The organism is Agrobacterium radiobacter (assembly GCF_040801995.1).
Classification (GTDB): Bacteria; Pseudomonadota; Alphaproteobacteria; order Rhizobiales; family Rhizobiaceae; genus Agrobacterium; species Agrobacterium radiobacter.
Window position 1 is genome coordinate 1,807,674 of record NZ_JBEGHX010000001.1, and the last position, 24,569, is coordinate 1,832,242.

Below are 24,569 nucleotides of genomic sequence, written 5' to 3' on the forward strand. Positions count from 1 at the left end.
GAGGCGGGGTGCGAAGCGGCAGAAACGGAACGAGATGACCGAGACAGCGCCCTGGACTACCCGCAAACCGACCGCAATGCTTGTTCTTGCCGATGGCACAGTGATCGAGGGAACAGGCATCGGCGCAACCGGCAAGGTTCAGGCCGAAGTCTGCTTCAACACGGCGCTCACGGGTTACGAGGAAATCCTCACCGACCCTTCCTATCTCGGCCAGATCGTCACCTTCACCTTCCCGCATATCGGCAATGTCGGCACCAATGAGGAAGACATTGAAGACCTGACGCCTGCCGCCCGCCGCGGCGCTGTCGGCGTCATCTTCAAGGCCGACATCACCGATCCCTCGAACTTCCGCGCCGCCAAGCATCTGGATGCCTGGCTGAAGGCCCGCGGCGTCATCGGCCTTTGCGGCATCGACACGCGCGCGCTGACGGCATGGATTCGCGAAAACGGCGCGCCGAACGCGGTCATCGCCCATGACCCGAACGGTGTCTTCGACATCGAAGCGCTGAAGGCGGAAGCCAAGGCGTGGAGCGGCCTCGTTGGTCTCGATCTCGCCATCGAAGCGACCTCCGGCCAGTCCTCCACCTGGACTGAAACCCCCTGGGTCTGGAACAAGGGTTACGGCACGCTCGGTGAAGCCGATGCCAAGTATCACGTCGTCTGCGTCGATTTCGGCGTCAAGCGCAACATCCTGCGCCTCTTTGCCGGTTTGGATTGCAAAGTCACCGTCGTTCCAGCCCAGACTTCGGCCGAAGACATCCTGGCGCTGAAGCCGGATGGCGTGTTCCTGTCCAACGGCCCGGGAGACCCGGCCGCAACGGGCGAATATGCCGTGCCTGTTATCCAGAACCTCATCAAAAGCGATCTGCCGATCTTCGGCATCTGCCTTGGTCACCAGATGCTCGGCCTCGCCGTCGGCGCCAAGACCGAAAAGATGCATCAGGGCCACCACGGCGCGAACCATCCGGTCAAGGACTTCACGACAGGCAAGGTGGAAATCGTCTCCATGAACCACGGTTTTGCGGTCGATACCAAGTCGCTGCCCGAAGGCGTCGAAGAGACCCATATCTCGCTGTTCGACGGCACCAATTGCGGCCTGCGCATCGTCGGCAAGCCGGTCTTCTCCGTCCAGCACCATCCGGAAGCATCGCCCGGCCCGCAGGACAGCCATTACCTCTTCCGCCGCTTCGTCAACCTGCTGCGCGAGAACAAGGGTGAGGCAGCGCTCGCCGAGCGCTGATACCTCCGGAGATCAGGAAAGATTATGCGGCCCGCTTTTCAGCGGGCCGTTTGCATTTCACGCTTCACCAGAAGCACGAAGCGAATGGTGAGCAGAACAGCCGCCGTCGAAAGACCGATCACGAAACCGAACCAGACGCCGCGTCCGCCAAAGCCGAGCGGAAAAGCCATGATCCAGGCAAGCGCCAACCCGATCGGCCAATAGGAAATCAGCGCCAGCATCGCCGGAATGCGCGCATCCTTCAATCCGCGCAGCAGACCTGCCGTCACAGCCTGAATGCCGTCGACCAGCTGGAAGATACCGGCGATCACCACGAGGCTGCTGGCATAGGCAAGCACTTCCGCCGCCTCGGGCAATTTCGCATCCAGGAACCACTTCGCCAGAAATTCCGGCACGGCCGCAAACAGGATGCCACCGCAAATCGCAATACCGCAGGCGATCGCATAAATCATGATGGCGGCGCGGATGAGATTCTTGAAATCGCCCTGACCGCGGGCGATGCCCACCCGCACGGTCGCCGCCTGCGACAGGCCGAGCGGGATCATGAAGGCGATGGAAGCAAGCTGCAAGGCAATGCCATGCGCCGCAAGCTGCACGGTGCCGATTTGCCCCATCAGGATCGAGGCGGCGGCAAACAGCGTCACTTCGGCGAGAATGGTGATGCTGATCGGCAGACCAAGCCGCAGCACTTCAAAAAGCGCGTGCCAGTCCGGCCGCCAGAAGCGCACGAACAGCTCGTATTTCCTCGTTTCCTCGCGCGTCTGCACATAGGCGACGATGAAAATGAAGCTGAAGGCATTGACGATGACGGCAACGACAGCCGCACCATTCATGCCCATCGCCGGCAATCCGAAATGGCCGAATACCAGCATATAGGCCAGCACGCCGTTCATCACGAGCATGATGATGGTGACATAAAGAATGATGCCCGCACGCCCGATGGCGCTGACGAGACTGCGCAGCACGTAAAACAATAGCGCCGGCAGGAGGCCGAACTTGGCGATGGCGAGATAATGCCCGGTCAGCGCCGCAACATTGGGGTTCTGCCCGAGCGAAACGAGAATACGCTCGGCATTAAAGAAGATCGGCAGGGCAAGCAGCCAGTAGGCAATCGCCACCCACATGCCCATGCGCAGCGAGCGCCGCGCCGCCGTCGCATCACCCTGCCCATAGGCCTGCGCCACCATCGGCACCACGGCGACGGAAAAACCAGAGCCGAAAATGAAGACGACAAAGAAGAACTGCCCGGCCAGCACCATGGCCGCCAGTTTTTCGGCGCCAAGCTGGCCGACGATGATCATGTCAGTGGTGTGGATGCCAAGCTGCGCGAGCTGAGCGCCGATGAGCGGAATTCCCAGCACAAGCGTAGCCTTGAAATGCGAAAACCACGACCCCGATCCGGACGGAACGGTTCCTGCAACAACCGACGAAGACATTGTAATTCACCTGAACCTTGGCCGTTGCCCGCGAATTGCGCAACGGCAGCATGGTGATGAATAAAATATTCCCTTCCTGCACGCAACCTTTGCAGATCGATGATCAAAATTTACGCAAAACGGCAATCTGGCGCGCCGCGGCCGAGCCCGACTGACATAAGACAAATTTAGCTGAATTTTACCATTTCGCTTTACTTATTAGAATATCGCGTAGTTCTTCTAAACCACAAGCTGCATGACGCAGAATATTCCCGCCTTTGAGGCATGTCTTTCCCACCATTTTCCAAGATGAGCCGAACGGGTTCACCCGGTTTCAAGGACGTGTAGCTTGCCCAAAAAAACCAATCTCATGACGCGCATTCTCGTTGCGGCGTCGTCACTTGTCGTCGCCGCCTTTGCCGGTTTCTCTTTCTACATCGACAGTCTTCAGCACCGGGTCACGACGGAAGCGGTGGCGGAGAATATCGATTCTTCCGGCAAGCAGGCCGCGCAAAGCATCGCCAACTGGCTGAATGGCCGCATCATGCTGACCGAAACGGTGGCAAAGACGCTCGCCAAGCTGCCTGATGACGAGGCCAAGCTGCGGTTTCTGGAAAACGACGTTCTCACCGCCCAGTTCATGTCGACCTATTTCGGCAATGCCGACACCGGCAGCTTCACCACCTTCCCGAAAACACCACTGCCTGAGGGTTATGATCCTCGCAAACGCCCGTGGTATCTGGATGCGGTGAAAGCCGGTAAGACCGTCCTGACCGAACCCTATAATGATGCATCGACCGGCGGCCTCATCATCACCGCCGCCATTCCCGTTTCCATCGATGGCAAGCTTGCCGGCGTGACGGGCAGTGACTTCTCGCTGGATTCGCTGGTGAAGATGATCAAGTCGGTGGATGCCGGCACGGATGGATACGCTTTCCTCGTCAGCAAGGATGGCAAGATCCTCATCCATCCCGATCCGAAATTCGTCGACAAGCCGCTGGCCGACCTCTTCAAGGTCGACACACCGGCTATTTCCTCCGCCATTTCCCAGACCGAGATCGACGGCAAGGGCAAGATCACCAGCTTCATTCCGGTCGCCGGCCTGCCCTCGGTTGACTGGTATCTCGGTTTCGTCGTCGATTCCGATGTTGCCTACAGCGCAATCGGCCAGTTCCGGTTGGCGGCAACCATCGCCACGATCCTCGCAGCCACGATCATGATCGGACTTCTCGCAACCGTCCTTTCACGCTTCATCGTCCGCCCCGTCACGCAGATGACCTCGGCCATGGAAGGCCTTGCAGCCGGCAATCTCGATGTCGCCATTCCCGGTCAGGAGCGCACCGACCAGATCGGCTCGATGGCGGCAGCGGTTGCCGTGTTCCGGTCGAACGCCATGGAACGTCTGCGCCTCGAAGGCGATGCCGAGCAGAACCGCACGCTTTCCGAACAGGAACGCAGCGACCGCGAGAGACTGGCGGCAAAAGACGCGGCGGACATCCAGTTCGCGGTCGATTCGCTTGCCAAGGGACTGGCTCATCTTTCGAACGGCGATCTCAACTATCGCATCGACACGCCCTTCGTGACCCGCATCGACCGCCTGCGCGACGATTTCAACAATTCCGTCGCCAAGCTGAACGCAGCGCTCAGCACCGTCGGCCAGAATGCCCGCGCCATCGATGCCGGCGCCGGAGAAATTCGCCAGTCGGCGGATGATCTCGCACGGCGCACCGAACAGCAGGCAGCCTCCGTGGAAGAAACGGCGGCGGCGCTTGAGGAAATCACCACGACGGTGAAGGATTCCGCCCGCCGTGCGGAAGAAGTCGGCCGTCTGGTCGATCGCGCCCGCAACAATGCCGAACAATCAGGCGTCATCGTGGAAGATGCCGTGCGCGCCATGGAAGGCATTGAAAAGTCATCGTCGGAGATCAGCAACATCATCGGCGTGATCGACGAGATCGCCTTCCAGACCAACCTGCTTGCGCTGAATGCCGGTGTGGAAGCCGCCCGCGCCGGTGAGGCGGGCAAGGGTTTTGCCGTCGTCGCACAGGAAGTGCGCGAGCTTGCCCAGCGCTCCGCCAATGCCGCGAAGGAAATCAAGACGCTGATCAACGCCTCGACATCGCAGGTGCAGTCCGGCGTCGATCTCGTCGGCAATGCCGGCAAGGCGCTGGAAACCATCGTCCGCGAAGTGCAGGAGATCAACCGTCATATCGACGCCATCGTGACCTCGTCGCGCGAGCAGTCGACCGGGCTTCAGGAAATCAACACCGCCATCAACACCATCGATCAGGGCACGCAGCAGAATGCCGCGATGGTCGAGGAACAGACGGCGGCAAGTCATGGGCTGGCGTCCGAAGCGGCGGCGCTTAACGATCTGCTCGCACAGTTCCAGCTCGCCACGGCCACGCGGCGGCAGGCGGAATATGGGCGTGCTGCTTAAGGAACCGCCTGATCGTTTGGCGGAGGCAAAGCATACAAACGCCGTCACCCCGGACTTGATCCGGGGTCCAGCGCGATCAAGTCCTTGATCGCGAAAGACTCATTCCCCACGGCGCAGACGCGCCGTGGCTGGATGCCGGATCATCCTCGGGCTTGTTCCGGGGACCGGCATGACGGAGGAGAGGTTTCAACCTCTTTCATGGCCGGAGCGATCCGGCCATTTTTATTTGCCGCGCGAACGATACCCGGTTCTCTCTACCGGCCCGATCCGCTAGAGCTTGATCGATCATGATTTGCGGAGGGATCTATGCTGGATTTGATTTGGCGCGGCATTGCCATGGGCATTGGCGGTACCGTGTTTATGGACATATGGGCAATCATACTGCACCGGTTTTTTGGCCAGTCCGCCCCCAACTGGGCGCCGGTCGGCCGCTGGTTCTGGCATGTGCCGAAGGGCAGGATATTTCACGACAGCATCGCCACGGCGGCACCTTACGAGCATGAGCTCGCGGTCGGCTGGATTTCGCATTACGCCGTCGGCATTCTCTATGGCATCATTCTTGCGCTGGTGGTCCCGGCCGCGTGGTTTGCAAACCCGTCCTTCATTGAGCCGTGGATCATCGGCATCATAACGGTGGGCGCGGGCTGGTTCCTGCTGCAGCCGGGTCTCGGCATTGGCTGGGCCGCATCGAAAACGCCGAACCCCACGAAGGTTCGCGTCCTCAACCTCGTGGCCCATACCATCTTCGCCCTCGGCATGTATGCCGTAGCGCTTTTGATGCGTTGAATGAAAAGGGGGCTGAAAAGCCCCCTCTCCTTAGATATTCGCCGAGAACGTATCGCAATCCTCGACACGGCCGCTCTGGAAACCGCGCTTGAACCATTCCGCGCGCTGTGCCGAGGTGCCGTGGTTGAAACTGTCAGGCACAACATAGCCTTGAGTCTGCTTCTGCAGCGTATCGTCGCCAATCTGGTGGGCGGCATTAAGCGCTTCCTCGAGGTCGCCGGTTTCGAGAATGCCCTTCTGTTCGGTAAACTTGCCCCAGATGCCGGCATAACAATCCGCCTGAAGCTCGACTCGCACCGACATCTTGTTCGCGTCCACCTGGCTCATGGACTGGCGGCGGCGGTTGAATTCCGGCAGAACGCCGGTCAGGTTCTGGATGTGGTGGCCCACCTCATGTGCAATCACGTAAGCCTGTGCGAAATCGCCGGCCGCACCGAAACGCTTGTCCAGTTCATTGAAGAAACTGGTGTCGAGATAGACCTTGCGGTCACCCGGGCAATAGAACGGGCCGCTGGCGGCAGAGGCATAACCACAGGCGGATGACACCTGCCCGGAGAACAGAACCAGCGTCGGTTTCTGATAGGTCTCCCCGGCGGACTGGAAGATGCCGCTCCAGGTATCTTCCGTCTCAGCCAGCACGGTGCGCACGAAAGCCGTCGTCTCGTCCGACGATTCGCCCTGCGGGCGTGTGCCGGATTGCTGGGTGCCGGATTGTTGCGTCGTGCCACCGCCGTCCATCGAGATGTCGCCACCCGTAAGCAGCGTCAGCGGGTTGATGCCAAGCACCCAGCTGATCAGCAGGATGACTACAATGCCGCCGATACCGATGCCGCCACCGCGACGCCCGATCGGCACGCGCATTCCGCCACGGGAAAAAGGATCGTTACCGCCTGGCCCCGATCCCGCCGACATGCCACGCCGATCCTCGATATTGTCCGACTGGCGGCGCCCTCTCCATTCCATGCTATTCTCCCGGCGGATACCGCCTTAACAAGCTGCCATATAACGGCACTATAATACATCTTGTTCCGGAAGAAAGCAGAGGCGGCGAACGGAGTCTCTCAAGCGGCTCTGCGTCTTTGTTTCAATACGGTCAGAAACAGGACGGCGAACACGAGAGCGCCGGCGGAAAGGGCCGCAAAACCGGCTTTGCCATCACCAAAAGCAACCTCATGCATGAGGCGACCGGGAACGAAGGTGAAACCTCCGGCAACAACGATGCCGCCGAGATAAACGCTCTGCATGATGCGCATATGACGTCTGATATCGCCGCGTCGCGCGAAATAGACCGATTGCAGACAGCCATAGAGGGTGAAGGCGGAGAGCAGATGGATCGGGCTGAAACCGTAAAACACCCTTAATTCATGGATGAAGAACGTCGAAACGGAAGTCGTGACCATCAGCATCACCCAGATCTTGCCGAGCAGCCGGTGGATGGCGGTTCCCTTGGGGCGCAGGAAGATGAAGGCGCCGAGAATGGCTGCGGGCACGACGGTGGCGACATGGAATTGCACGGCGAGCGGTGCGTCTAACAATGGCTGGAATGACATGGTTGCTGTTTCGGCTCGGTTGAAATCACCGGCAATTTCGGCAAAACATGCGCTCAAGAAAAACGGATTGACGCCAACCGCAGGAAAACTTCGTGGATCACCCGTATCTGCAATCCACGCTTCGTGAAATGCACGCCGTCCTGCAATCGCGCAGGCTGTGGCTGACATTTCTCGCCGTGCTGTCGATCTTCATCGTGACCGGGCCTTTCGGCACGAGCGAAACCATGAGTTTCGCCGACCGGCTGCTTTACTGGACAATCATTCAGGCCGGCGCCTGGACATTCGCGATATCCTTTTCCATCATCGCCAACAGCATCCTCGCCGGTAGCATCGAAAACATGCTGACGCGCATGATGATCGGCTCGCTGACGGCCGCCCTGCCGATCGGGCTCCTGCTTACCATCACGAACCGGGTCTTTTCAGGCAAGGAAATGGGTTTCGACCCCTTTTTAGAAAGCAGCCTGTCGGCCCTGCCTCTCTGTGCCATCTTCTGCCTGCTGAGTTATCTCACCACCGGCCAGTCGCTCGAAACAACGGCCAACGCCGTTACGGACACAGACGATGATACCAAGCGTGAGGTGAAAGGCGTCGCGCCGCTGCTGGAGCGGCTGCCACCGCAAAAGCGCGGAGAATTGCTGCGGCTTTCGGTGCAGGACCATTATACGCAGATCGTCACCACGCGCGGGCGTCAGCTCGTTCTGCTGCGTTTTGCCGATGCTCTGAAAGAGATTGGCGAGACGCAGGGCTTGCAGGTACACCGGTCGCACTGGATCGCCGATGCCGATGTCGTCGCGCTGCGTAAACAGGCGGGCCGTCTGCTTCTCATGACAAGGGACGGTTCGGAAATCCCCGTCAGCCGCTCTTATAATGCAGCGGTGCAGGCCCGTTTTGCGGCCCTTGCCCCAGCCCGTTAAGAGTTTCTGTCGATTCCGGAATTTATGGGGTTCCGTTCTCAAAAACATTTGCCTATAAGCCGCTTCTAGCCTGAAAACTTTGAATTGCGCGCCCCGGCCGGTGATCCTTCACCCTGGCTGGTGTTTTGCGCAACCAAAAAGCGGAACGAGAGAGCCCATGCCGAAGCGCCAAGATATCAAGTCCATCCTCATCATCGGCGCGGGACCGATCGTCATCGGTCAGGCATGTGAATTCGACTATTCCGGCACGCAGGCCTGCAAGGCGCTGAAGGAAGAAGGTTACCGGGTCATTCTGGTCAACTCCAACCCGGCCACCATCATGACCGACCCCGGCCTTGCCGACGCCACTTACGTTGAGCCGATCACGCCTGAAGTTGTCGCCAAGATCATCGCCAAGGAGCGCCCGGACGCGCTTCTGCCGACCATGGGCGGCCAGACCGCGCTCAACACCGCGCTTTCTCTCAAGCGCATGGGCGTTCTCGACCGCTACAATGTGGAAATGATCGGCGCGAAGCCCGAAGCCATCGACATGGCCGAAGACCGCGCCCTCTTCCGCGAGGCGATGGCCCGCATCGGCCTCGAAACGCCGAAGTCCATGCTCGCCAATGCGACCGAAATCAAGGACGCCGACCGCAAGAAACACGAAGCCGCCCGCACTGAGCTGAAGGGCAAGCTTTCCGGCTCCGACCTCGACAAGGCGCTGGACGACCTCGAAAACCAGTGGAACCTCGGCGAAACAGACCGCAAGCAGCGTTACATGGCGCACGCCATGGCAATCGCCGCCCAGGCCATCGACCATGTCGGCCTGCCCGCCATCATTCGCCCGTCCTTCACGCTCGGCGGCACCGGCGGCGGCATTGCCTATAACCGCTCGGAATTCTTCGACATCGTCTCCGGCGGCCTCGACGCTTCGCCGACGACAGAAGTGCTGGTCGAAGAATCGGTTCTCGGCTGGAAGGAATATGAGATGGAAGTGGTCCGCGACACCGCGGACAATTGCATCATCATCTGCTCCATCGAAAACATCGATCCGATGGGCGTCCACACGGGCGACTCGATCACGGTTGCGCCAGCGCTGACGCTGACCGACAAGGAATACCAGATCATGCGCAACGCCTCCATCGCGGTGCTGCGCGAGATCGGCGTTGAGACCGGCGGCTCGAACGTGCAGTTCGCCGTCAATCCGAAGGACGGCCGTCTCGTCGTCATCGAAATGAACCCGCGCGTCTCGCGCTCTTCGGCTCTCGCTTCCAAGGCCACCGGCTTCCCGATCGCCAAGATCGCCGCCAAGCTCGCCATCGGTTATACGCTGGACGAGCTGGAAAACGACATCACCGGCGGCGCGACGCCTGCCTCGTTCGAACCGTCGATCGACTACGTCGTCACCAAGATCCCGCGTTTCGCCTTCGAGAAATTCCCCGGCGCCTCCCCGATCCTCACCACCGCCATGAAGTCCGTCGGTGAAGTCATGGCCATCGGCCGCACCTTCGCGGAATCGCTGCAGAAGGCGCTGCGCGGCATGGAAACCGGCCTCACCGGTCTCGATGAAATCGAAATCCCCGGCTTTGAGGAAGGCGAAGGCTCCAAGAACGCTATCCGCGCCGCCATCGGCACGCCAACGCCGGATCGCCTGCGCATGGTCGCACAGGCGCTGCGCATGGGCATGACAGCGGAAGAAGTTCACGAAAACTCGAAGATCGACCCCTGGTTCATCGCCCAGTTCAAGGCAATCGTGGATATGGAAGCCCGTATTCGCGAGCAGGGCCTGCCGCAGGACGCCGAGAACCTGCGCATGCTGAAGGCCATGGGCTTTTCCGACGCCCGTCTCGCAATTCTGACGGGCAAGCGCCCGAAGGAAGTGGCGGAGCTGCGCAACAGCCTCAACGTCCGTCCGGTCTTCAAGCGCATCGATACCTGCGCGGCCGAGTTCGCTTCGCCCACCGCCTATATGTATTCGACCTATGAAATTCCCTTCGTCGGTGCTGCCCGCTCTGAAGCGCAGGTTTCCGACCGCAAGAAGGTCGTCATCCTCGGCGGTGGCCCGAACCGTATCGGCCAGGGCATCGAGTTCGATTATTGCTGCTGCCATGCCGCCTTCGCGCTGAAGGATGCCGGCTTCGAAGCGATCATGATCAACTGCAACCCGGAAACGGTTTCCACCGACTACGACACCTCCGATCGCCTCTATTTCGAGCCTCTGACGGCCGAAGACGTGATCGAGATCATGCGCGCCGAGCAGGAACGCGGCGAGCTGGTCGGCGTCATCGTGCAGTTCGGTGGCCAGACTCCGCTGAAGCTTGCCGAAGCGCTGGAAAAGAACGGTATCCCGATCCTCGGCACCGCGCCTGACATGATCGATCTTGCCGAAGACCGCGACCGCTTCCAGAAGCTGCTGATGAAGCTCGATCTCGCCCAGCCAAACAATGGTATTGCCTATTCGGTCGAGCAGGCACGCCTCGTCGCCTCCGAAATCGGCTTCCCGCTGGTCGTGCGTCCGTCCTACGTTCTGGGTGGCCGCGCCATGCAGATCATCCATTCGGAAGGCCAGCTGCAGACCTACCTGCTCGATACGGTTCCGGGCCTCGTGCCTGAGGACATCAAGCAGCGTTACCCGAACGACAAGACCGGCCAGATCAACACCCTGCTCGGCAAGAACCCGCTTCTGTTCGACAGCTACCTGACCAACGCCGTCGAAGTGGACGTCGATGCGCTGTGCGACGGCGAAAACGTCTTCGTTTCGGGCATCATGGAACATATCGAAGAAGCCGGCATCCACTCGGGCGACTCGGCCTGCTCGCTGCCTTCGCGTTCGCTGAGCAAGGAAACGCTCGACGAACTGGAACGCCAGACGACGGCTCTTGCCAAGGCGCTCAACGTCGGCGGCCTGATGAACGTTCAGTACGCCATCAAGGACGGCACGATCTACGTTCTCGAAGTCAACCCGCGCGCCTCGCGTACCGTGCCTTTCGTGGCGAAGACCATCGGCGCGCCGATCGCCAAGATCGCCGCCCGCGTCATGGCCGGTGAAAAGCTCGATGCGGCGATTGCCGCCTATGGCCAAAAGCCTGATCCGCGCAACCTGAAGCACATTGCCGTCAAGGAAGCGGTCTTCCCCTTCGCCCGCTTCCCCGGCGTCGACATTCTGCTCGGACCAGAAATGCGCTCGACCGGCGAAGTCATCGGCCTCGACACGGATTTCGCGCTTGCCTTCGCCAAGAGCCAGCTTGGCGCCGGCGTCGACCTGCCGCGCTCCGGCACGGTCTTCGTTTCCGTGCGTGACGACGACAAGGAAGGCGTTCTGCCGGCCATCCGCATTCTGGTGGAAAGCGGCTTCAAGGTGCTGGCAACCGGCGGCACCCAGCGTTTCCTCGCTGAACAGGGCATCAACGCCGAAAAGATCAACAAGGTGCAGGAAGGCCGTCCGCATATCGAAGACGCCATCCGCAACCGTCAGGTCCAGCTGGTCATCAACACCACCGACAGCAACAAGGCGATCTCTGACTCGAAGTCGCTGCGCCGCGCGACGCTGATGCAGAAGGTGCCTTACTACACGACGATGGCCGGTGCGGAAGCCGCAGCCCTCGCCATCAAGGCGCTGAAGGCCGGCAATCTGGAAGTGAAGCCGCTGCAGAGCTACTTCAACTAAGTTTCTGCGGAAAAAGTCCGCAAGATTGAAAACAAAACGCCGCGGATCGCCATGTCCGCGGCGTTTTGCATCTCGTAATCCCGCTGCAATCCGTTGCGGGTATCAAAAAGACATCATTCCCACGCGAGGCCCATGATGTCTTTTCCTACACCTGAAAAATCCGCTCCCGCCAGCGGTCGCATGATTTCCCTGAACTTGAAGCTGCAGGGTTAAATCATGGCTGGACGTCCGCCAGGCCCGGAGCGCGTGGCTTTTCCGCTGCGGATCGAACCCGCAATCTTGAATGAAATCCGCCACACCGCGAGCGATGAACTGCGCAGCATCAATGCCCAGATCGAGATATTGTTGAAAGAGGCCCTACGGCATCGCGCCGCGATGGATGCGAGTGCGCCGAGCGGCTGAGCCGCAAGCTGCCAGCCGCAGAAACGAGGATGCCCCTAGGCCGCCAGCGCCTCGCGGACACAGTTGCGCCCTTCGGTCTTTGCCCGGTAAAGCGCACGATCCGCCATTTCGGCGAGCGTCTGGAGATCGCAACGCATGTCGCCGGTGGCGGCAACGCCGATGCTGATCGTCACGCCGACACGCAGACCGCCGCAGTCGACCTCGCTGACCGCAATCGCATCGCGAATGCGTTCGCCGATCATGCAGGCTTTGTGAACGCCGGCGCCCGGCAGGTAGATGATGAATTCCTCACCACCGTAGCGCGCCAGCACGTCCCCACCGCGAATGCTGCCGCCGATGCGCTTCGCCACTTCCTGCAGCACGCTATCGCCGACGGCGTGGCCGAAACGGTCATTGATCGACTTGAAGTGGTCGATATCCAGCAACATGGCCGCGTCAGTGGGATGAGGCGTCGCAGGCATGGCCTGGAAGAAGAAGCGTCGGTTCTTGACGCCGGTCAGGGGGTCCGTATTGGCAAGAACCAGCAGTTTCCGTTCCGACCGCTCGGCAACCAGCATCATCACGAACAGGGCGATGGCAAAGTTCAGCATGATGATGAAGAAAAACGCATTGACCAGATTGAGGGCGGCATAAGCCGGGAAAAGCACGCTTTTCATCACCGCCAGCGAAATGAGACCGGAGACGCCGGTAATCGCACCCAGCGCCAGACGGGAAAGCAGCGGCTCCCTGCGCCATCCTTCAAGAAGCACCAATGCCCCGGCGAGATAGGCCAGCGACGCGCAGCCATTAAAGAGCGCCGCGCGAAGCGCATTATTGTCCGCCACCTGATACGCGACAACCATCGCCAGCACGGTGATAAAACACACAAAGAGTAGGATTCGCCGGTCGACGGCGCGTCCATCGCTCAACGTTTTCAAGCCGAGCCAGATCAGCGCATAGCCCACAATACCAAAAACGACACTGCCGAGTTGCCACAAGGCCGGCGACAATATTCCCCATTCTCCGTAACCGGCAAGCGTGGAGCCAATCGTCATCGTCGCAAAACCCGCCGCGAGAGGAATGGGACCGCGCAAATCGCGATTGGTCATTTTCAGGTAGATAAAACTCAAAAGCCCAACGATGTAGGAACACTTTTGCATCAATATGACTGTCGTAAGGTCGAGCTCACCCAACATGATTTGTCCATATAAATTCGGAGGACTTAATTATAATATTAAGTATAAAATTTTAATAAAAATAACATATAAATAATCCATAAATTATACTACTGTAAGTTAATATTCGCCTATTGAAATAAATCTCCAATCGCAGATAGAAATCTATTCGAACGCTCTAATAAACTGCATATCCTTTGTGAATTTTGCCATTTCCGCCTCTTTCGCCTGCGTATCGACAAGGCGCAGTAGATAGGACGGGTGCACGGTGACAAAAAGCGTCCGGCCCTCCTCCATTGGTAAAGGACGCCCCCGTATCTCCGTGACCTTTTCCTTGCCGCCGGTCAGCGCATAAAGCGCCGTTGCGCCCATGGCAACGATCAGTTTTGGCCGAACAAGCGCGATTTCCTGATTGAGCCACCAGCGGCATTGCTCCACTTCGCCCGCATTCGGACGCTGATGAATGCGCCGTTTGCCGCGCGTTTCGTATTTGAAGTGCTTGACGGCATTGGTGACGTAAAGCTTTTTGCGTTCGATGCCGATTTGGGCGAGAGTCCGGTCAAAGAGCTGGCCGGCCGGGCCGACGAAAGGTTTGCCGGCGAGATCCTCGTGATCGCCCGGCTGCTCGCCCACGATCATGATGTTCGCATCCTCTGGGCCAGAGCCGAAAACCGTCTGCGTGGCGTTGCAATGCAGGGGGCAGCGGGTGCAATGGCCCGCCTCCCGCGCCAGCGACGCGAGCGTACCATCCGGCGCCGGTTGCGGCGTCTCCCGTGCAGCGGCCGCAGCCTGCAGGCGGTGGTGAAACGGCTGCGGCTGGCTTGCCGCTTTGGCGGCCATCTCCAGCACCCGCGCCTCTGCTCCGAGAACCAGACCGGGAATGAGATCGGCTTCCGGCAGGTTCTTCCAGTATTTCTTTGGCATCTCCGCCGTCATGGCTTTGATCTTCAGGCGGGCCGGATTGAATATATTGGCATAATAGGTCCGCCAGAGTTCATCCGTCTCGTCCGTCAGATCAGGCTTTTCCGCCGCTTCCCGCGATGTCTCCAGCGCGTTTCCGTCCCACCGTGCAGAGCCCTTCGGCGTGGCGATCAGCCAGTCCATGTCGGTAAACCGCCGCTGGAAAAACGCGGCCGTGCGCTCGACGATGAAATGGTCAGGCTCAAACCAGGCAATAAACCGCCGCCGCCCGCCCTGCCCCTGAGGCAAGGGCACTTCCTTGAAACGGACAAAAGCAGTCATCTTGTGACAATCGCGTCTGACGGATTTCTCAAGCAGCCGGACCTCTGAAACATCCGGATCGGACTTGAACTGCAACAGTGCGCGATCCTGCCTCAGCCGCCACAACAGCCGGTAAAGCAGTGCAAAACGCCCGGGATCGCCATGACAGATGACGGCCTGCGCCTGCGCCACGAACGAAGCTGGAACAGAAACCTGCCCGGACCCAGAACCGGCCGCCGGCAAGGGCTCGCCGGCAAAATCCAACAGCCCTGCCCCGTCATCCCGCAACCGCCAGTCAATCATCTCGGGTCGAATATCGGCGGCAAGCGCCGCGCGGGCGGCATCGCGCCACTCGCCGAAATCACCCCGCCCTTCCAGAACCGGGCCGTACATCACAGGAGCGACAATTGCTCGGGCTGCGGCGCAAACATCGCCCGCAAATCCGGCCGCTCGGTCAGCTTGCCCGGCGTCCAGCCCTCTGCGACGATGAAGGCCTTCACCTTTTTCAGGGAAACACCAAAGCGGGCGATATCCTCCAGCCGCAACCGCCGGAACCGTCGCGACGACAGAATGGATGCGACCGTTTTCGTACCGAAACCGGGCACGCGCAGCAGCATTTCCCGATCCGCCACGTTGACGTCCACAGGGAAACGCTCGCGATGCTTCAGCGCCCAGGCGAGCTTCGGGTCGATATCGAGATCGAGCATGCCATCGCCCCCGATCGCGGTTATCTCACCGATGTCGAAGCCATAAAAGCGATACAGCCAGTCGGCCTGATAAAGCCGGTGTTCACGCATGAGCGGCGGCTTGATGAGCGGCAGGTTCTTCGACGAATCCGGAATGGGGCTGAAGGCCGAATAATAAACGCGCCGCAAACCGTAGCTGCCATAAAGCCGGGCGCTGGTGGAGAGAATGGTGCTATCGTCTGCGCCATCGGCCCCCACGATCATCTGTGTGCTCTGACCGGCCGGCGCAAAGCGCCTGGTCTTGCGTGTCCGGACGGTCGGCTCCCCCGCCTCCTCGATCTTCAAACGGATATCGGCCATGGAGCGGCGAATATTGGCGGGCTGCTTTTCCGGCGCGAAACGGCCAATGCTGTTATCGGTCGGCAATTCGATATTGATCGAAAGACGATCCGCATAAAGCCCCGCCTCCTCGATCAGCCTGGGCGATGCTTCGGGAATGGATTTCAGGTGGATATAGCCGCGAAAACCATGGGTAACGCGCAGTTCACGCGCCACGCGCACCATCTCTTCCATCGTGTGATCGGAGGAGCGGATGATGCCGGAGGACAGGAACAGCCCCTCGATATAGTTGCGCCGATAAAACTCCAGCGTCAGCCAAACCACTTCTTCTGGTGTAAACCGCGCTCGCTCGACATTGCTGGAAGAGCGGTTGATGCAATAGGCGCAATCATAGATGCAGAAATTGGTCAGCAGAATTTTCAGGAGCGAAATGCAGCGCCCGTCCGGCGCATAGGCATGGCAGATGCCCGACCCTTCCGTTGAACCCAGACCGCCTGACGCTGCGGAGTTGCGTTTTGTCGTGCCGCTCGATGCGCAGGAGGCATCATATTTCGCCGCGTCGGAGAGAATGGCCAGCCGTTGCCTGATCGACTTCTTCATAGCTATGTTCACTATATGTTCCATTGAGAGATGTCAATAATGGCAGTCAAGCCTTTGATTGAATGAGGAAATACTCACACCTCAAATTTGCTGGCATTTCGCTGTCGTCTTCTGATATAGTCGGCTCAGTTATGATTTTGGCATGGTTCCGGAGTTCCTCTCCGGAACCTGTTTCTTTTTGTGTCTGCAAGTAAAGCGACCGGAATGCGAAGGATAAAAAAATGGTAGAAAAAGTACCGATGACTCAGGGTGGATTCGTAAAGCTGCAGGAGGAGCTGCGCTTTCGCCAGCAGGAGGAGCGTCCCCGTATCATCGAGGCAATTGCGGAAGCGCGCGCCCATGGCGACCTTTCGGAAAACGCCGAGTACCATGCTGCCAAGGAAGCCCAGAGCCACAATGAAGGCCGCATCACCGAACTCGAAGACCTGACCGCACGCGCGGAAGTCATCGACCTGTCCAAGATGTCCGGTTCCAAGATCAAGTTCGGCGCCACCGTCAAGCTGATCGACGAAGATAGCGACGAGGAACGAACCTACCAGATCGTCGGCGACCAGGAAGCCGATGTGAAGGCTGGCCGCATCTCCATCTCCTCGCCGATTGCCCGCGCCCTGATCGGCAAGGAAGTCGGCGACAGCATCGAGGTCAACGCGCCCGGCGGCGCCAAGGGCTACGAGATTCTCGCGGTACAGTGGGGCTGATTGCCCCGACGTGCAATGCGCCCCACGCGGGCGCATTGTTTTTTGACGTATTGAATCTCCAAACCAGCCGCAGAGACGGAAGCCCATCTTGTCCCACGTCAGTCTGAAAGATGTGCAGGTGCTTGCGCCGAACTTCAAGCGCAGGCTCTCCGGCGTCACCTCCACCATCGTCCAGCTGATACCGGTGCAGAACCGGCTGAGACAGAAGGTGGCCACCATCGGCCCCGGCCTGCCACCGCATCTGCCGCATGTGCGCTTCCGCGATCTGTGGCGGCTCTGGCAGAATGGCCCTGTCGGCAGCCCGCGCATCTGGCATGCCCGCCGCAATCTCGAAATGTTGCCGGGTCTTCTGATGCGTGATGTGCTGCGCATGAAGGTGAAGCTGCTCTTTACCTCCGCGGCACAGAGGCGGCATTCCGCCTATACCCGTTTTCTGATTTCGAAGATGGATGCCGTGGTTGCGACCAACGCCCGCTCCGGCTCGTTCCTGGAAGTGCCCCATCGCGTCGTCATGCATGGCGTCGATACCGACCTTTTCCACCCGGCCACCGGTCCGGAAGATACGATCGCGGCAACCGGCCTGCCGGGCCAATATCTGATCGGCTGTTTCGGACGCGTGCGCCACCAGAAGGGCACCGATCTATTCGTGCGCGCCATGATCGAACTTCTGCCCAACCATCCGCAATGGACAGCCGTAGTGTCCGGCCGCGTCACGGCGGAACACAAGGCCTTCGGTGATGCGCTCAAGGCCGATGTCGCCGCAGCCGGCCTTGCCGACCGCATCGTATTTCAGGGCGAAGTTGACGACATCAAGCCCTGGTACCGGCGGCTGACGCTCTATGTCGCCCCATCCCGCAATGAAGGTTTCGGCCTGACACCGCTCGAAGCCATGGCCTCCGAGACGGCCGTTGTCGCCAGTAATGCCGGCGCTTACGAGGAAATGATTGTCACGGGCGAGACCGGGGCGGTTGTCGATGCGGGTGACTATGCCTCGCTGAGAGACGCGATAAAGACCTATCTCGCCGATCCTGCTCTGGCCAAAGCCCACGCAAGTGCCGGACTTGCGCATGTGCGCAGCACTTTTCCGCTGGAAAAAGAAGCGACAAGTCTCGGCGAAGTCTATGAGGCGTTGCGGCGGGGGTAATGCCCCCCGAAGCCGACAAAAAGCCGGCCGATCAGATTTCCACCAGACCGACGCGCTTGACCTGACGGATGGTGAGCATGGTGCGCACCGTATCGACATTTTCGTCCGCCGTCAGAACCTCGATGACGAAATCCTGAAATTCCGTCAGGTTCTTGGCGACGCAATGCAGCAGAAAGTCGCTTTCGCCCGACACCATCCAGGCCTGCCGCACCAGCGACCAGCCGGCAGTTGCCGCCGCAAAAGCCTTCAGATTGCTGTCCGACTGGCGCTTGAGACCGATCATGCAGAAGGCGACGAGGTCGAAACCGAGCTTCGGGGCGTTCAACATGGCGTGATAACCCTCGATCACGCCCGCCTCCTCCAACTTGCGGACCCGCCTCAGGCAGGGCGGCGCGGAAATACCGACCCTTTCGGCCAGTTCCACATTGGTCATACGCCCGTCGCGCTGCAATTCGCGCAGGATTTTCAGATCGATGGCATCGAGTTCGACGCTGGTCACGGAGGAGTACCTCGTTAAGCTGGAGAACTTCCTTGTACTATTCGGCGCGGGATTCGCAACATTATGCCACCTCCCGGTCACAAAATTGCGCGCGCATCCACAACTGCCTTGTTGGTAACGCAAGGCTGCCCTTGAATAAAGACACTAGACAACCTTAAATACCGGGCAATGAAGGGGTTGTGGCCTGTCCGCCGTGTTGCGGCTGGAAGGTCTTGCTGCTGAAAGGCCCCGCTACCGTAAAAAGGAATGTTTCCATGTCTGCCCGCCATACCAAGGTATTGATCATTGGCTCTGGTCCCGCCGGTTATACCGCGGCGATCTACGCGGCCCGCGCAATGCTGAAACCCGTGCTGATTGCCGGCATGGAACAGGGCGGCCAGCTGATGATCACCACCGATGTCGAGAACTATCCGGGCTTTGCCGATCCGATCCAGGGCCCTTGGCTGATGGATCAGATGCTGAAGCAGGCGACCCATGTGGGTGCGGAAATCGTCAGCGACCTCGTCACCGAAGTTGAAACCAATGTACGGCCTTTCGTGGTCAAGACCGATTCCGGTCAGGTCTGGACCGCCGACACGCTGATCATCGCAACCGGCGCCAAGGCCAAGTGGCTGGGTATCGAGAGCGAACAGCATTTCCAGGGCTTCGGCGTTTCGGCCTGCGCCACCTGCGACGGCTTCTTCTACCGCAACAAGGATGTGATCGTGGTCGGCGGCGGTAACTCCGCCGTGGAGGAAGCGCTCTATCTCGCCCATATCGCTAAATCTGTGACCGTCGTGCACCGCCGCGACAGCTTCCGCTCGGAAAAAATCCTTCAGGAACGGCTGTTCGCGAAGGAAAACGTCAAGATCCTGTGGAACACGGAAATCGCCGAAATCACCGGCGCTCCCGCCAAGCCGCCAATGCCGCCCTCCGTCTCGGGCGTGAGGTTGCGTGACACCAAGACCGGCGCGATCAGCGACACGCCGATCGACGGCGTCTTCGTCGCCATCGGCCACGCGCCGGCGGTTGAACTGTTCAAAGGCAAGGTGAAGCTCAAGGACAACGGCTATATGTGGACCGCACCCGATTCCACCGCAACCGATGTTGAGGGCATTTTCGCCGCCGGCGACGTCACCGACGACATCTACCGCCAGGCAATCACCGCCGCCGGCATGGGCTGCATGGCCGCCCTCGAAGCAGAACGGTACCTCACCGCGCAACAACCGCTCGCGGTAGCAGCGGAATAACCGAAAGGCAGGATAGGCATGGCAATGCCATTGGACTGGGATAAACTGCGCATTTTTCATGCCGCAGCCGAAGCAGGGTCTTTCACCCATGCTGCCGACAAGCTGCATTTGTCCCAGTCGGCCATCAGCCGTCAGGTCAGCGCGCTGGAACAGGATGTCGGCGTCAAGCTGTTCCATCGCCACGCCCGAGGCCTGATCCTCACCGAACAGGGCGAGCTGCTTTATCGCACCGCCCATGACGTGCTGCTGAAGCTCGAAACCGTCAAGATGCAACTGACGGAGACGACGGAGAAGCCGAGCGGCAAGCTGCGCGTGACGACGACCGTCGGTCTCGGCCAGGGCTGGCTGACGGACAAGGTGCAGGAGTTCCTGCAGCTCTACCCGGAAATGTCGATCCAGCTCATCCTCGACAATGAGGAGCTGGACGTGAACATGCGCCACGCCGATTGCGCCATCCGCCTGCGCCAGCCGCAGCAGTCGGACCTCATCCAGCGCAAGCTGTTCACGGTGCATATGCACGTCTATGCCGCGCCGTCCTACATCAACCGTCACGGAGAGCCGCAGTCGATCGAGGATCTCGACAACCACCGCATCATCTCTTTCGGCGAGCCGGCGCCCAACTATCTCCTTGATGTCAACTGGCTGGAAAATGCCGGACGGTCTTCCGACAATACGCGCACGCCGCATCTGCAGATCAACAGCCAGACATCGATCAAGCGCGCCTGCCTGTTGGGAATCGGCATCGCCTGTTTGCCTGACTATATCGTCGGGCGCGATCCCGGCCTCATCCAGCTGTCGCTCGCCGCAGATATTCCGTCATTCGATACCTACTTCTGTTATCCCGACGAGATGAAAAACGCTGCAAAGCTGAAAGCCTTCCGCGACTTCATCGTCGCCAAGGCGCGGAACTGGAACTTCTGACGTTAAAATAGACGGTGCTTGGCTATCGCGCTTTAATTTCAACAGCTTACGCAAAGCGTTGCGTGAGCGGAATGCTTGCGCTCTCCGGCAGCATTGCACATAAAATATACCGGAAATATCGAGGGCTGCGTGGTACGCATGCCTGACCTGCACAAAAAAGAGTTGTTTCGTGCACAAAAAAGCACCATATCGCTCTCAGCTGATGCACACGGTGGCTTTTCCTCCCAGTTCCACCGCATCAGCTGTTCCCCTCTGGAGGTTTTTGACCTTCACACTTAAAGGGCCCTGGATCTATCCGGCGGCCCTCTTTTTTTACCCGCAAGAATTTTCTCCAAATTGGCGAAATATCGCATGATGCAACCTTGTTTTGCATTATTGCCGCTCCCATATTTTAGCTGGCTGTCACGCACGCCCAAGGCACGCGACAGCTGTTCCCCTCTGGAGGTTTTGACCTTCAAACTTGTCAGGCCGCGGAGACATCCTGCGGCCTTCTTTTTTGGGACCGCCTGCCCACTCCCCACGGTCCTCACAGAGACGTGACTTGTATATCGAAAATGATCGATATAAATATCGTTCATGTCAGATATTAAAGAAACCCAGATGAACCCGGAGGAAATCCTCAAGGCCCTTTCGCACCCTGCAAGGCTGAAATTTCTGGAATGGCTGAAGCGCCCGGAAAGTCACTTCTGTCAGGAGCACCCGCTCAGCATGGGGGTGTGCGCCAACCAGTTTCAGATCAGCGGCCTGTCGCAATCCACCGTCTCGTCGCATCTGGCGGTGTTGCAGACAGCCGGTCTCATCAGGTCGAAAAAGGTCGGGCAATGGGTGTTTTTCGAACGCAACGAGGAAACCATCGACGCTTTCCGCAATTATCTGCAAGCCAATCTCTGAGCCTCCCAAGCTTTGAGCCCCGGGGTGCCGGACAGGAACCGCAACGCGGGTTTCGATCCGGCACCCGACCCAGATAGCGCGCCTGCCGCGCAATTTCGCCAACCGACCAGAAAGTGAAGTCGCATGACCAGTCTTTTCGAACCGGCACAGGCCGGCGATATCGCACTCGCCAACCGTATCGTCATGGCCCCCCTCACCCGCAACCGCTCGCCGGGCGCAATTCCCAACAATCTCAACGCCACCTATTACGAGCAGCGCGCCACAGCCGGGCTGATCGTCACCGAAGGCACCCCGATTTCCCAGCAGGGTCAGGGTTATGCGGACGTTCCGGGTCTCTACAAGCGGGAAGCGATCGAAGGCTGGAAACAGGTCACCGATGGCGTGCATTCAGCCGGCGGCAAGATCGTCGCGCAGATCTGGCATGTGGGCCGCATTTCCCACACCTCGCTGCAGCCGCATGGCGGTCAGCCGGTTGCTCCTTCCGCCATTCCCGCCAAGTCGAAGACCTATATCATCAATGATGACGGCACCGGCGCCTTTGCCGAAACCTCAGAGCCCCGCGCGCTCACCATCGACGATATCGGCCTCATCCTCGAGGATTACCGCAGCGGCGCACGCGCGGCTCTGGAGGCCGGTTTCGACGGCGTCGAAATCCATGCCGCCAATGGCTACCTGATCGAGCAGTTCCTGAAATCCAGCACCAACCAGCGCACGGATGAGTATGGCGGCTCGATCGAAAACCGCGCCCGCTTCCTGCTGGAAGTTGTCGATGCGGTGGCGGAAGAGATTGGCGCGGGCCGCACCGGCATCCGCCTTTCCCCCGTTACCCCCGCCAACGATATTTTCGAGGCCGACCCGCAGCCGCTCTACAATTACGTGGCGGATCAGCTCGGCAAGCGCAATCTCGCCTTCATCCATGTGGTTGAAGGCGCAACCGGCGGTCCGCGCGATTTCAAGCAGGGCGACAAGCCTTTCGATTACGCAGCCTTCAAGGCCGCCTATCGCAATGCCGGCGGCAAGGGCCTGTGGATCGCCAATAATGGTTACAACCGCGAGAGCGCCATCGAAGCCGTCGAAAGCGGCAAAGTCGATGCCGTAGCCTTTGGCAAGGCTTTCATCGCCAATCCGGATCTGGTGCGCCGCCTGAAAAACGATGCGCCGCTCAACGAGCCGAACCAGCCGACCTTCTATGGCGGCGGAGCCGAGGGTTATACCGACTATCCGGCGCTCGCCTGATAAAGGATCAAGCAAAGACGCCGCATTGCTCAAGAGCGGTGCGGCGTTTTTGTTTCAGCGCAGGCTTCGCGCCTGTCGCGCGGCAAAATCGGAAAACGCGCCCATGACAAAGGCGTTGGGCACATGCAGCGCCTGCAGAAAGCCATTGCCCGTTTCCCGGCCGATGCTCATCAGCGCCACCTGAAGACAATAAAGACCGAGCAGGACCAGCGCGCGGGCAAGGTTAGGCCGCAGCTCGTCATATCGCAGAGCGAGGACCATCAGCGACAGGATCGGAACGGCGATCAGGAAACCGAGCCCCTTGTGCAGCGAAAGCAGCGATCCATCATAATAGAGCGAAAGCCCGGCCAGCAGCACCTGCGCGAAGATCAGCACCGGCACGCTTGCCGAAATTACGACAAACAGGCGACGCCGAGCCGACACCCCATTCGCAACCGTCGCCATCACACCCTGCCCCCGGCATCGGCCGGATGAGGAAGGCTCGCCGGGTCCTGCCTCTGCTCAAGGCAGCCGAGGCTCGCCAATGTCGCGGATACCGCGACATCGATTGGTGTTTTGGGTTCCGTTCCAAGGAAATCCGTCAGCTTGCGATTGCTCATCCGGATCGGCATCTGCCAGAGATATTGCATTTCCAGCACTTCGCGGAACAGGGGAACGAAAGGGGCGGCCAATTTGATGCCCGACCAGAATAGCCGCCTCCGCTTGACCGGATGCCCCACAACCCGCTCGATCGCGTCAATCAGCTGCAGCCCGTCGAAATCCCAGAAACCTTCCATGTGATAGACGGCGAAAGCCGGAAGCTCGCCTGCCCGGTCCAGCAGCCGGCCAATCGTCTCCGCCACGTCAGGCAGATAGGCCCATTGATGCCCCGCATGAGGGGCGGCGGGATTCTGGACGCTGCGGACCGGCTTTCCGGGCTTCACCAGCATCTGCGAAAACCAGTTATTTCTCGCATCCGGCCCAAAGAAATCCCCCGCCCGGACGATCAGAACCGGCACACCACGCATCGACGCCATTTTCAGCCGCCGCTCCATTTCCACACGCAGCGTACCCTTGCGGGTAAAGGGCTTTTGCGGGCTCTCTTCCGTCAGGAGGGGAAAAGCATCCGGGCCGAAATTATAGACGCTGCCCGGAAAGACGATCCTCGCCCCGCAGGCCTCGGCGGCGGCGATGGTGTTGTCCAGCATCGGCAATACCTGCCTGTCCCAGTTGCGATATCCGGGAGGGTTGACCGCATGGACGATCAGCCGCGCATCCTTTGCCGCGTCCAGAACGTCCTGCCGGTTCATGGCGTCGCCGGTCACCAACTCGATATCACCAGTGGTCCGGGACCCTGTTTGCTGGCGCGTCATTGCCCTCACCCGCCATCCGCGTTGCTGCAGCATCCTGGAGACCTGGCTGCCGACACCGCCATTCACCCCCAAAATCAGGGCCAGAGGCCGATCATTCGCCGCTGTATCTGCGTTGTTTTCATATATCATCGCCGTACTCCATGTTGTGGGCTGGAGTATCGTCCCGTTCTGCGATATACGAAATTATCGAAATAAGTGGAGCAGCT

General features: G+C 59.6%; 21 protein-coding genes. 12 read left to right on the plus strand and 9 right to left on the minus strand.

The features are described from left to right. The first annotated feature begins 34 nt into the window (after window positions 1-34). The gene (gene carA / locus MRBLRC7O_RS09090; RefSeq protein WP_004430447.1) at window positions 35-1,240 is read left to right on the plus strand and encodes a glutamine-hydrolyzing carbamoyl-phosphate synthase small subunit; all 1,206 of its coding nucleotides are present in this window, start codon (window positions 35-37) and stop codon (window positions 1,238-1,240) included. Window positions 1,241-1,278: 38 nt separating this feature from the next. Here the strand turns inward: carA and MRBLRC7O_RS09095 are convergent, their stop codons facing one another. Beyond that, complete coding sequence (locus tag MRBLRC7O_RS09095; RefSeq protein WP_020808732.1) at window positions 1,279-2,676, minus strand: MATE family efflux transporter; 1,398 nt, start codon at window positions 2,674-2,676, stop codon at window positions 1,279-1,281. Between the two features lie 328 nt (window positions 2,677-3,004). On the opposite strand from MRBLRC7O_RS09095, the gene mcpU reads away from it, so the two are divergent. Continuing rightward, window positions 3,005-5,095, plus strand: a complete 2,091-nt coding sequence (mcpU, locus tag MRBLRC7O_RS09100) for a methyl-accepting chemotaxis protein McpU (protein ID WP_080866317.1) — start codon at window positions 3,005-3,007, stop codon at window positions 5,093-5,095. Window positions 5,096-5,401: 306 nt separating this feature from the next. Continuing rightward, a complete protein-coding gene (locus tag MRBLRC7O_RS09105) occupies window positions 5,402-5,881 on the plus strand; it encodes a DUF2938 domain-containing protein (RefSeq protein WP_004430443.1) in 480 nt (159 codons plus the stop codon). A 30-nt stretch (window positions 5,882-5,911) separates the two neighbouring features. Here the strand turns inward: MRBLRC7O_RS09105 and ypfJ are convergent, their stop codons facing one another. Both ypfJ and MRBLRC7O_RS09115 read right to left on the minus strand, forming a co-directional pair. Next, window positions 5,912-6,844 carry a KPN_02809 family neutral zinc metallopeptidase gene (gene ypfJ / locus MRBLRC7O_RS09110; protein ID WP_004430442.1) on the minus strand — a complete coding sequence of 311 codons (933 nt, stop codon included), beginning with the start codon at window positions 6,842-6,844 and terminating at the stop codon, window positions 5,912-5,914. Window positions 6,845-6,942: 98 nt separating this feature from the next. Further along, a complete protein-coding gene (locus tag MRBLRC7O_RS09115; RefSeq protein ID WP_004430441.1) occupies window positions 6,943-7,431 on the minus strand; it encodes a DUF2306 domain-containing protein in 489 nt (162 codons plus the stop codon). Window positions 7,432-7,523: 92 nt separating this feature from the next. On the opposite strand from MRBLRC7O_RS09115, the gene MRBLRC7O_RS09120 reads away from it, so the two are divergent. From MRBLRC7O_RS09120 to MRBLRC7O_RS09130, 3 genes are all read left to right on the plus strand, one after another. Then, window positions 7,524-8,345 carry a LytTR family DNA-binding domain-containing protein gene (locus MRBLRC7O_RS09120; RefSeq protein ID WP_162690747.1) on the plus strand — a complete coding sequence of 274 codons (822 nt, stop codon included), beginning with the start codon at window positions 7,524-7,526 and terminating at the stop codon, window positions 8,343-8,345. 157 nt (window positions 8,346-8,502) lie between these two features. Further along, entirely contained in the window at window positions 8,503-11,991 is a 3,489-nt protein-coding gene (carB, locus tag MRBLRC7O_RS09125; RefSeq protein ID WP_080866318.1) for a carbamoyl-phosphate synthase large subunit, read from the plus strand. A 216-nt stretch (window positions 11,992-12,207) separates the two neighbouring features. After that, window positions 12,208-12,393 carry a type II toxin-antitoxin system antitoxin gene (locus tag MRBLRC7O_RS09130; protein ID WP_020011319.1) on the plus strand — a complete coding sequence of 62 codons (186 nt, stop codon included), beginning with the start codon at window positions 12,208-12,210 and terminating at the stop codon, window positions 12,391-12,393. Between the two features lie 35 nt (window positions 12,394-12,428). On the opposite strand, the gene MRBLRC7O_RS09135 is transcribed toward MRBLRC7O_RS09130, so the two are convergent. The 3 genes from MRBLRC7O_RS09135 to MRBLRC7O_RS09145 all read right to left on the minus strand — a co-directional run bounded on the left by MRBLRC7O_RS09135 (window position 12,429) and on the right by MRBLRC7O_RS09145 (window position 16,393). Continuing rightward, complete coding sequence (locus MRBLRC7O_RS09135) at window positions 12,429-13,568, minus strand: GGDEF domain-containing protein (RefSeq protein ID WP_080866319.1); 1,140 nt, start codon at window positions 13,566-13,568, stop codon at window positions 12,429-12,431. A 144-nt stretch (window positions 13,569-13,712) separates the two neighbouring features. Continuing rightward, window positions 13,713-15,161 (minus strand): UdgX family uracil-DNA binding protein, encoded by a 1,449-nt coding sequence (locus tag MRBLRC7O_RS09140; protein WP_080866320.1) that lies wholly within the window; start codon window positions 15,159-15,161, stop codon window positions 13,713-13,715. Beyond that, complete coding sequence (locus MRBLRC7O_RS09145) at window positions 15,161-16,393, minus strand: putative DNA modification/repair radical SAM protein (protein WP_080866321.1); 1,233 nt, start codon at window positions 16,391-16,393, stop codon at window positions 15,161-15,163. The genes MRBLRC7O_RS09140 and MRBLRC7O_RS09145 overlap by 1 nt, the downstream gene beginning before the upstream one ends. 221 nt (window positions 16,394-16,614) lie before the next feature. Between MRBLRC7O_RS09145 and greA the strand changes: the two genes are divergently transcribed. Together greA and MRBLRC7O_RS09155 are read left to right on the plus strand one after the other, a co-directional pair. Next, a complete protein-coding gene (gene greA / locus MRBLRC7O_RS09150; RefSeq protein ID WP_004430419.1) occupies window positions 16,615-17,091 on the plus strand; it encodes a transcription elongation factor GreA in 477 nt (158 codons plus the stop codon). An 88-nt stretch (window positions 17,092-17,179) separates the two neighbouring features. Beyond that, the gene (locus MRBLRC7O_RS09155; protein ID WP_004430416.1) at window positions 17,180-18,235 is read left to right on the plus strand and encodes a glycosyltransferase family 4 protein; all 1,056 of its coding nucleotides are present in this window, start codon (window positions 17,180-17,182) and stop codon (window positions 18,233-18,235) included. Window positions 18,236-18,266: 31 nt separating this feature from the next. On the opposite strand, the gene MRBLRC7O_RS09160 is transcribed toward MRBLRC7O_RS09155, so the two are convergent. Continuing rightward, complete coding sequence (locus MRBLRC7O_RS09160) at window positions 18,267-18,734, minus strand: Lrp/AsnC family transcriptional regulator (RefSeq protein ID WP_004430414.1); 468 nt, start codon at window positions 18,732-18,734, stop codon at window positions 18,267-18,269. 254 nt (window positions 18,735-18,988) lie between these two features. Here MRBLRC7O_RS09160 and trxB point away from each other — a divergent pair, with 254 nt between their 5' ends. From trxB to MRBLRC7O_RS09180, 4 genes are all read left to right on the plus strand, one after another. Then, entirely contained in the window at window positions 18,989-19,963 is a 975-nt protein-coding gene (gene trxB, locus MRBLRC7O_RS09165; protein ID WP_004430412.1) for a thioredoxin-disulfide reductase, read from the plus strand. Between the two features lie 24 nt (window positions 19,964-19,987). Continuing rightward, a complete protein-coding gene (locus MRBLRC7O_RS09170; protein WP_020011327.1) occupies window positions 19,988-20,884 on the plus strand; it encodes a LysR family transcriptional regulator VtlR in 897 nt (298 codons plus the stop codon). A 600-nt stretch (window positions 20,885-21,484) separates the two neighbouring features. Continuing rightward, window positions 21,485-21,775 carry an ArsR/SmtB family transcription factor gene (locus tag MRBLRC7O_RS09175; RefSeq protein WP_004430405.1) on the plus strand — a complete coding sequence of 97 codons (291 nt, stop codon included), beginning with the start codon at window positions 21,485-21,487 and terminating at the stop codon, window positions 21,773-21,775. A gap of 123 nt (window positions 21,776-21,898) precedes the next feature. Further along, a complete protein-coding gene (locus tag MRBLRC7O_RS09180; RefSeq protein ID WP_060725136.1) occupies window positions 21,899-23,011 on the plus strand; it encodes an alkene reductase in 1,113 nt (370 codons plus the stop codon). Between the two features lie 54 nt (window positions 23,012-23,065). Here MRBLRC7O_RS09180 and MRBLRC7O_RS09185 read toward each other — a convergent pair whose 3' ends face one another. Together MRBLRC7O_RS09185 and MRBLRC7O_RS09190 are read right to left on the minus strand one after the other, a co-directional pair. Beyond that, window positions 23,066-23,455, minus strand: coding sequence for a DUF6220 domain-containing protein (locus MRBLRC7O_RS09185; RefSeq protein ID WP_080866322.1), 390 nt, complete (start codon window positions 23,453-23,455; stop codon window positions 23,066-23,068). Continuing rightward, window positions 23,455-24,492 carry an NAD-dependent epimerase/dehydratase family protein gene (locus tag MRBLRC7O_RS09190; protein WP_080866323.1) on the minus strand — a complete coding sequence of 346 codons (1,038 nt, stop codon included), beginning with the start codon at window positions 24,490-24,492 and terminating at the stop codon, window positions 23,455-23,457. The genes MRBLRC7O_RS09185 and MRBLRC7O_RS09190 overlap by 1 nt, the downstream gene beginning before the upstream one ends. Window positions 24,493-24,569 lie beyond the last annotated feature (77 nt).

Bases quoted from the DNA above. Each gene is read 5' to 3' on its own strand.
- carA (WP_004430447.1), top strand. From the start codon at position 35: ATGACCGAGACAGCGCCCTGGACTACCCGCAAACCGACCGCAATGCTT.
- MRBLRC7O_RS09095 (WP_020808732.1), bottom strand. From the start codon at position 2,676: ATGTCTTCGTCGGTTGTTGCAGGAACCGTTCCGTCCGGATCGGGGTCG.
- MRBLRC7O_RS09105 (WP_004430443.1), top strand. From the start codon at position 5,402: ATGCTGGATTTGATTTGGCGCGGCATTGCCATGGGCATTGGCGGTACC.
- ypfJ (WP_004430442.1), bottom strand. From the start codon at position 6,844: ATGGAATGGAGAGGGCGCCGCCAGTCGGACAATATCGAGGATCGGCGT.
- MRBLRC7O_RS09115 (WP_004430441.1), bottom strand. From the start codon at position 7,431: ATGTCATTCCAGCCATTGTTAGACGCACCGCTCGCCGTGCAATTCCAT.
- carB (WP_080866318.1), top strand. From the start codon at position 8,503: ATGCCGAAGCGCCAAGATATCAAGTCCATCCTCATCATCGGCGCGGGA.
- MRBLRC7O_RS09130 (WP_020011319.1), top strand. From the start codon at position 12,208: ATGGCTGGACGTCCGCCAGGCCCGGAGCGCGTGGCTTTTCCGCTGCGG.
- MRBLRC7O_RS09135 (WP_080866319.1), bottom strand. From the start codon at position 13,568: ATGTTGGGTGAGCTCGACCTTACGACAGTCATATTGATGCAAAAGTGT.
- MRBLRC7O_RS09140 (WP_080866320.1), bottom strand. From the start codon at position 15,161: ATGTACGGCCCGGTTCTGGAAGGGCGGGGTGATTTCGGCGAGTGGCGC.
- MRBLRC7O_RS09145 (WP_080866321.1), bottom strand. From the start codon at position 16,393: ATGAAGAAGTCGATCAGGCAACGGCTGGCCATTCTCTCCGACGCGGCG.
- greA (WP_004430419.1), top strand. From the start codon at position 16,615: ATGGTAGAAAAAGTACCGATGACTCAGGGTGGATTCGTAAAGCTGCAG.
- trxB (WP_004430412.1), top strand. From the start codon at position 18,989: ATGTCTGCCCGCCATACCAAGGTATTGATCATTGGCTCTGGTCCCGCC.
- MRBLRC7O_RS09170 (WP_020011327.1), top strand. From the start codon at position 19,988: ATGCCATTGGACTGGGATAAACTGCGCATTTTTCATGCCGCAGCCGAA.
- MRBLRC7O_RS09175 (WP_004430405.1), top strand. From the start codon at position 21,485: ATGAACCCGGAGGAAATCCTCAAGGCCCTTTCGCACCCTGCAAGGCTG.
- MRBLRC7O_RS09180 (WP_060725136.1), top strand. From the start codon at position 21,899: ATGACCAGTCTTTTCGAACCGGCACAGGCCGGCGATATCGCACTCGCC.
- MRBLRC7O_RS09185 (WP_080866322.1), bottom strand. From the start codon at position 23,455: ATGGCGACGGTTGCGAATGGGGTGTCGGCTCGGCGTCGCCTGTTTGTC.
- MRBLRC7O_RS09190 (WP_080866323.1), bottom strand. From the start codon at position 24,492: ATGATATATGAAAACAACGCAGATACAGCGGCGAATGATCGGCCTCTG.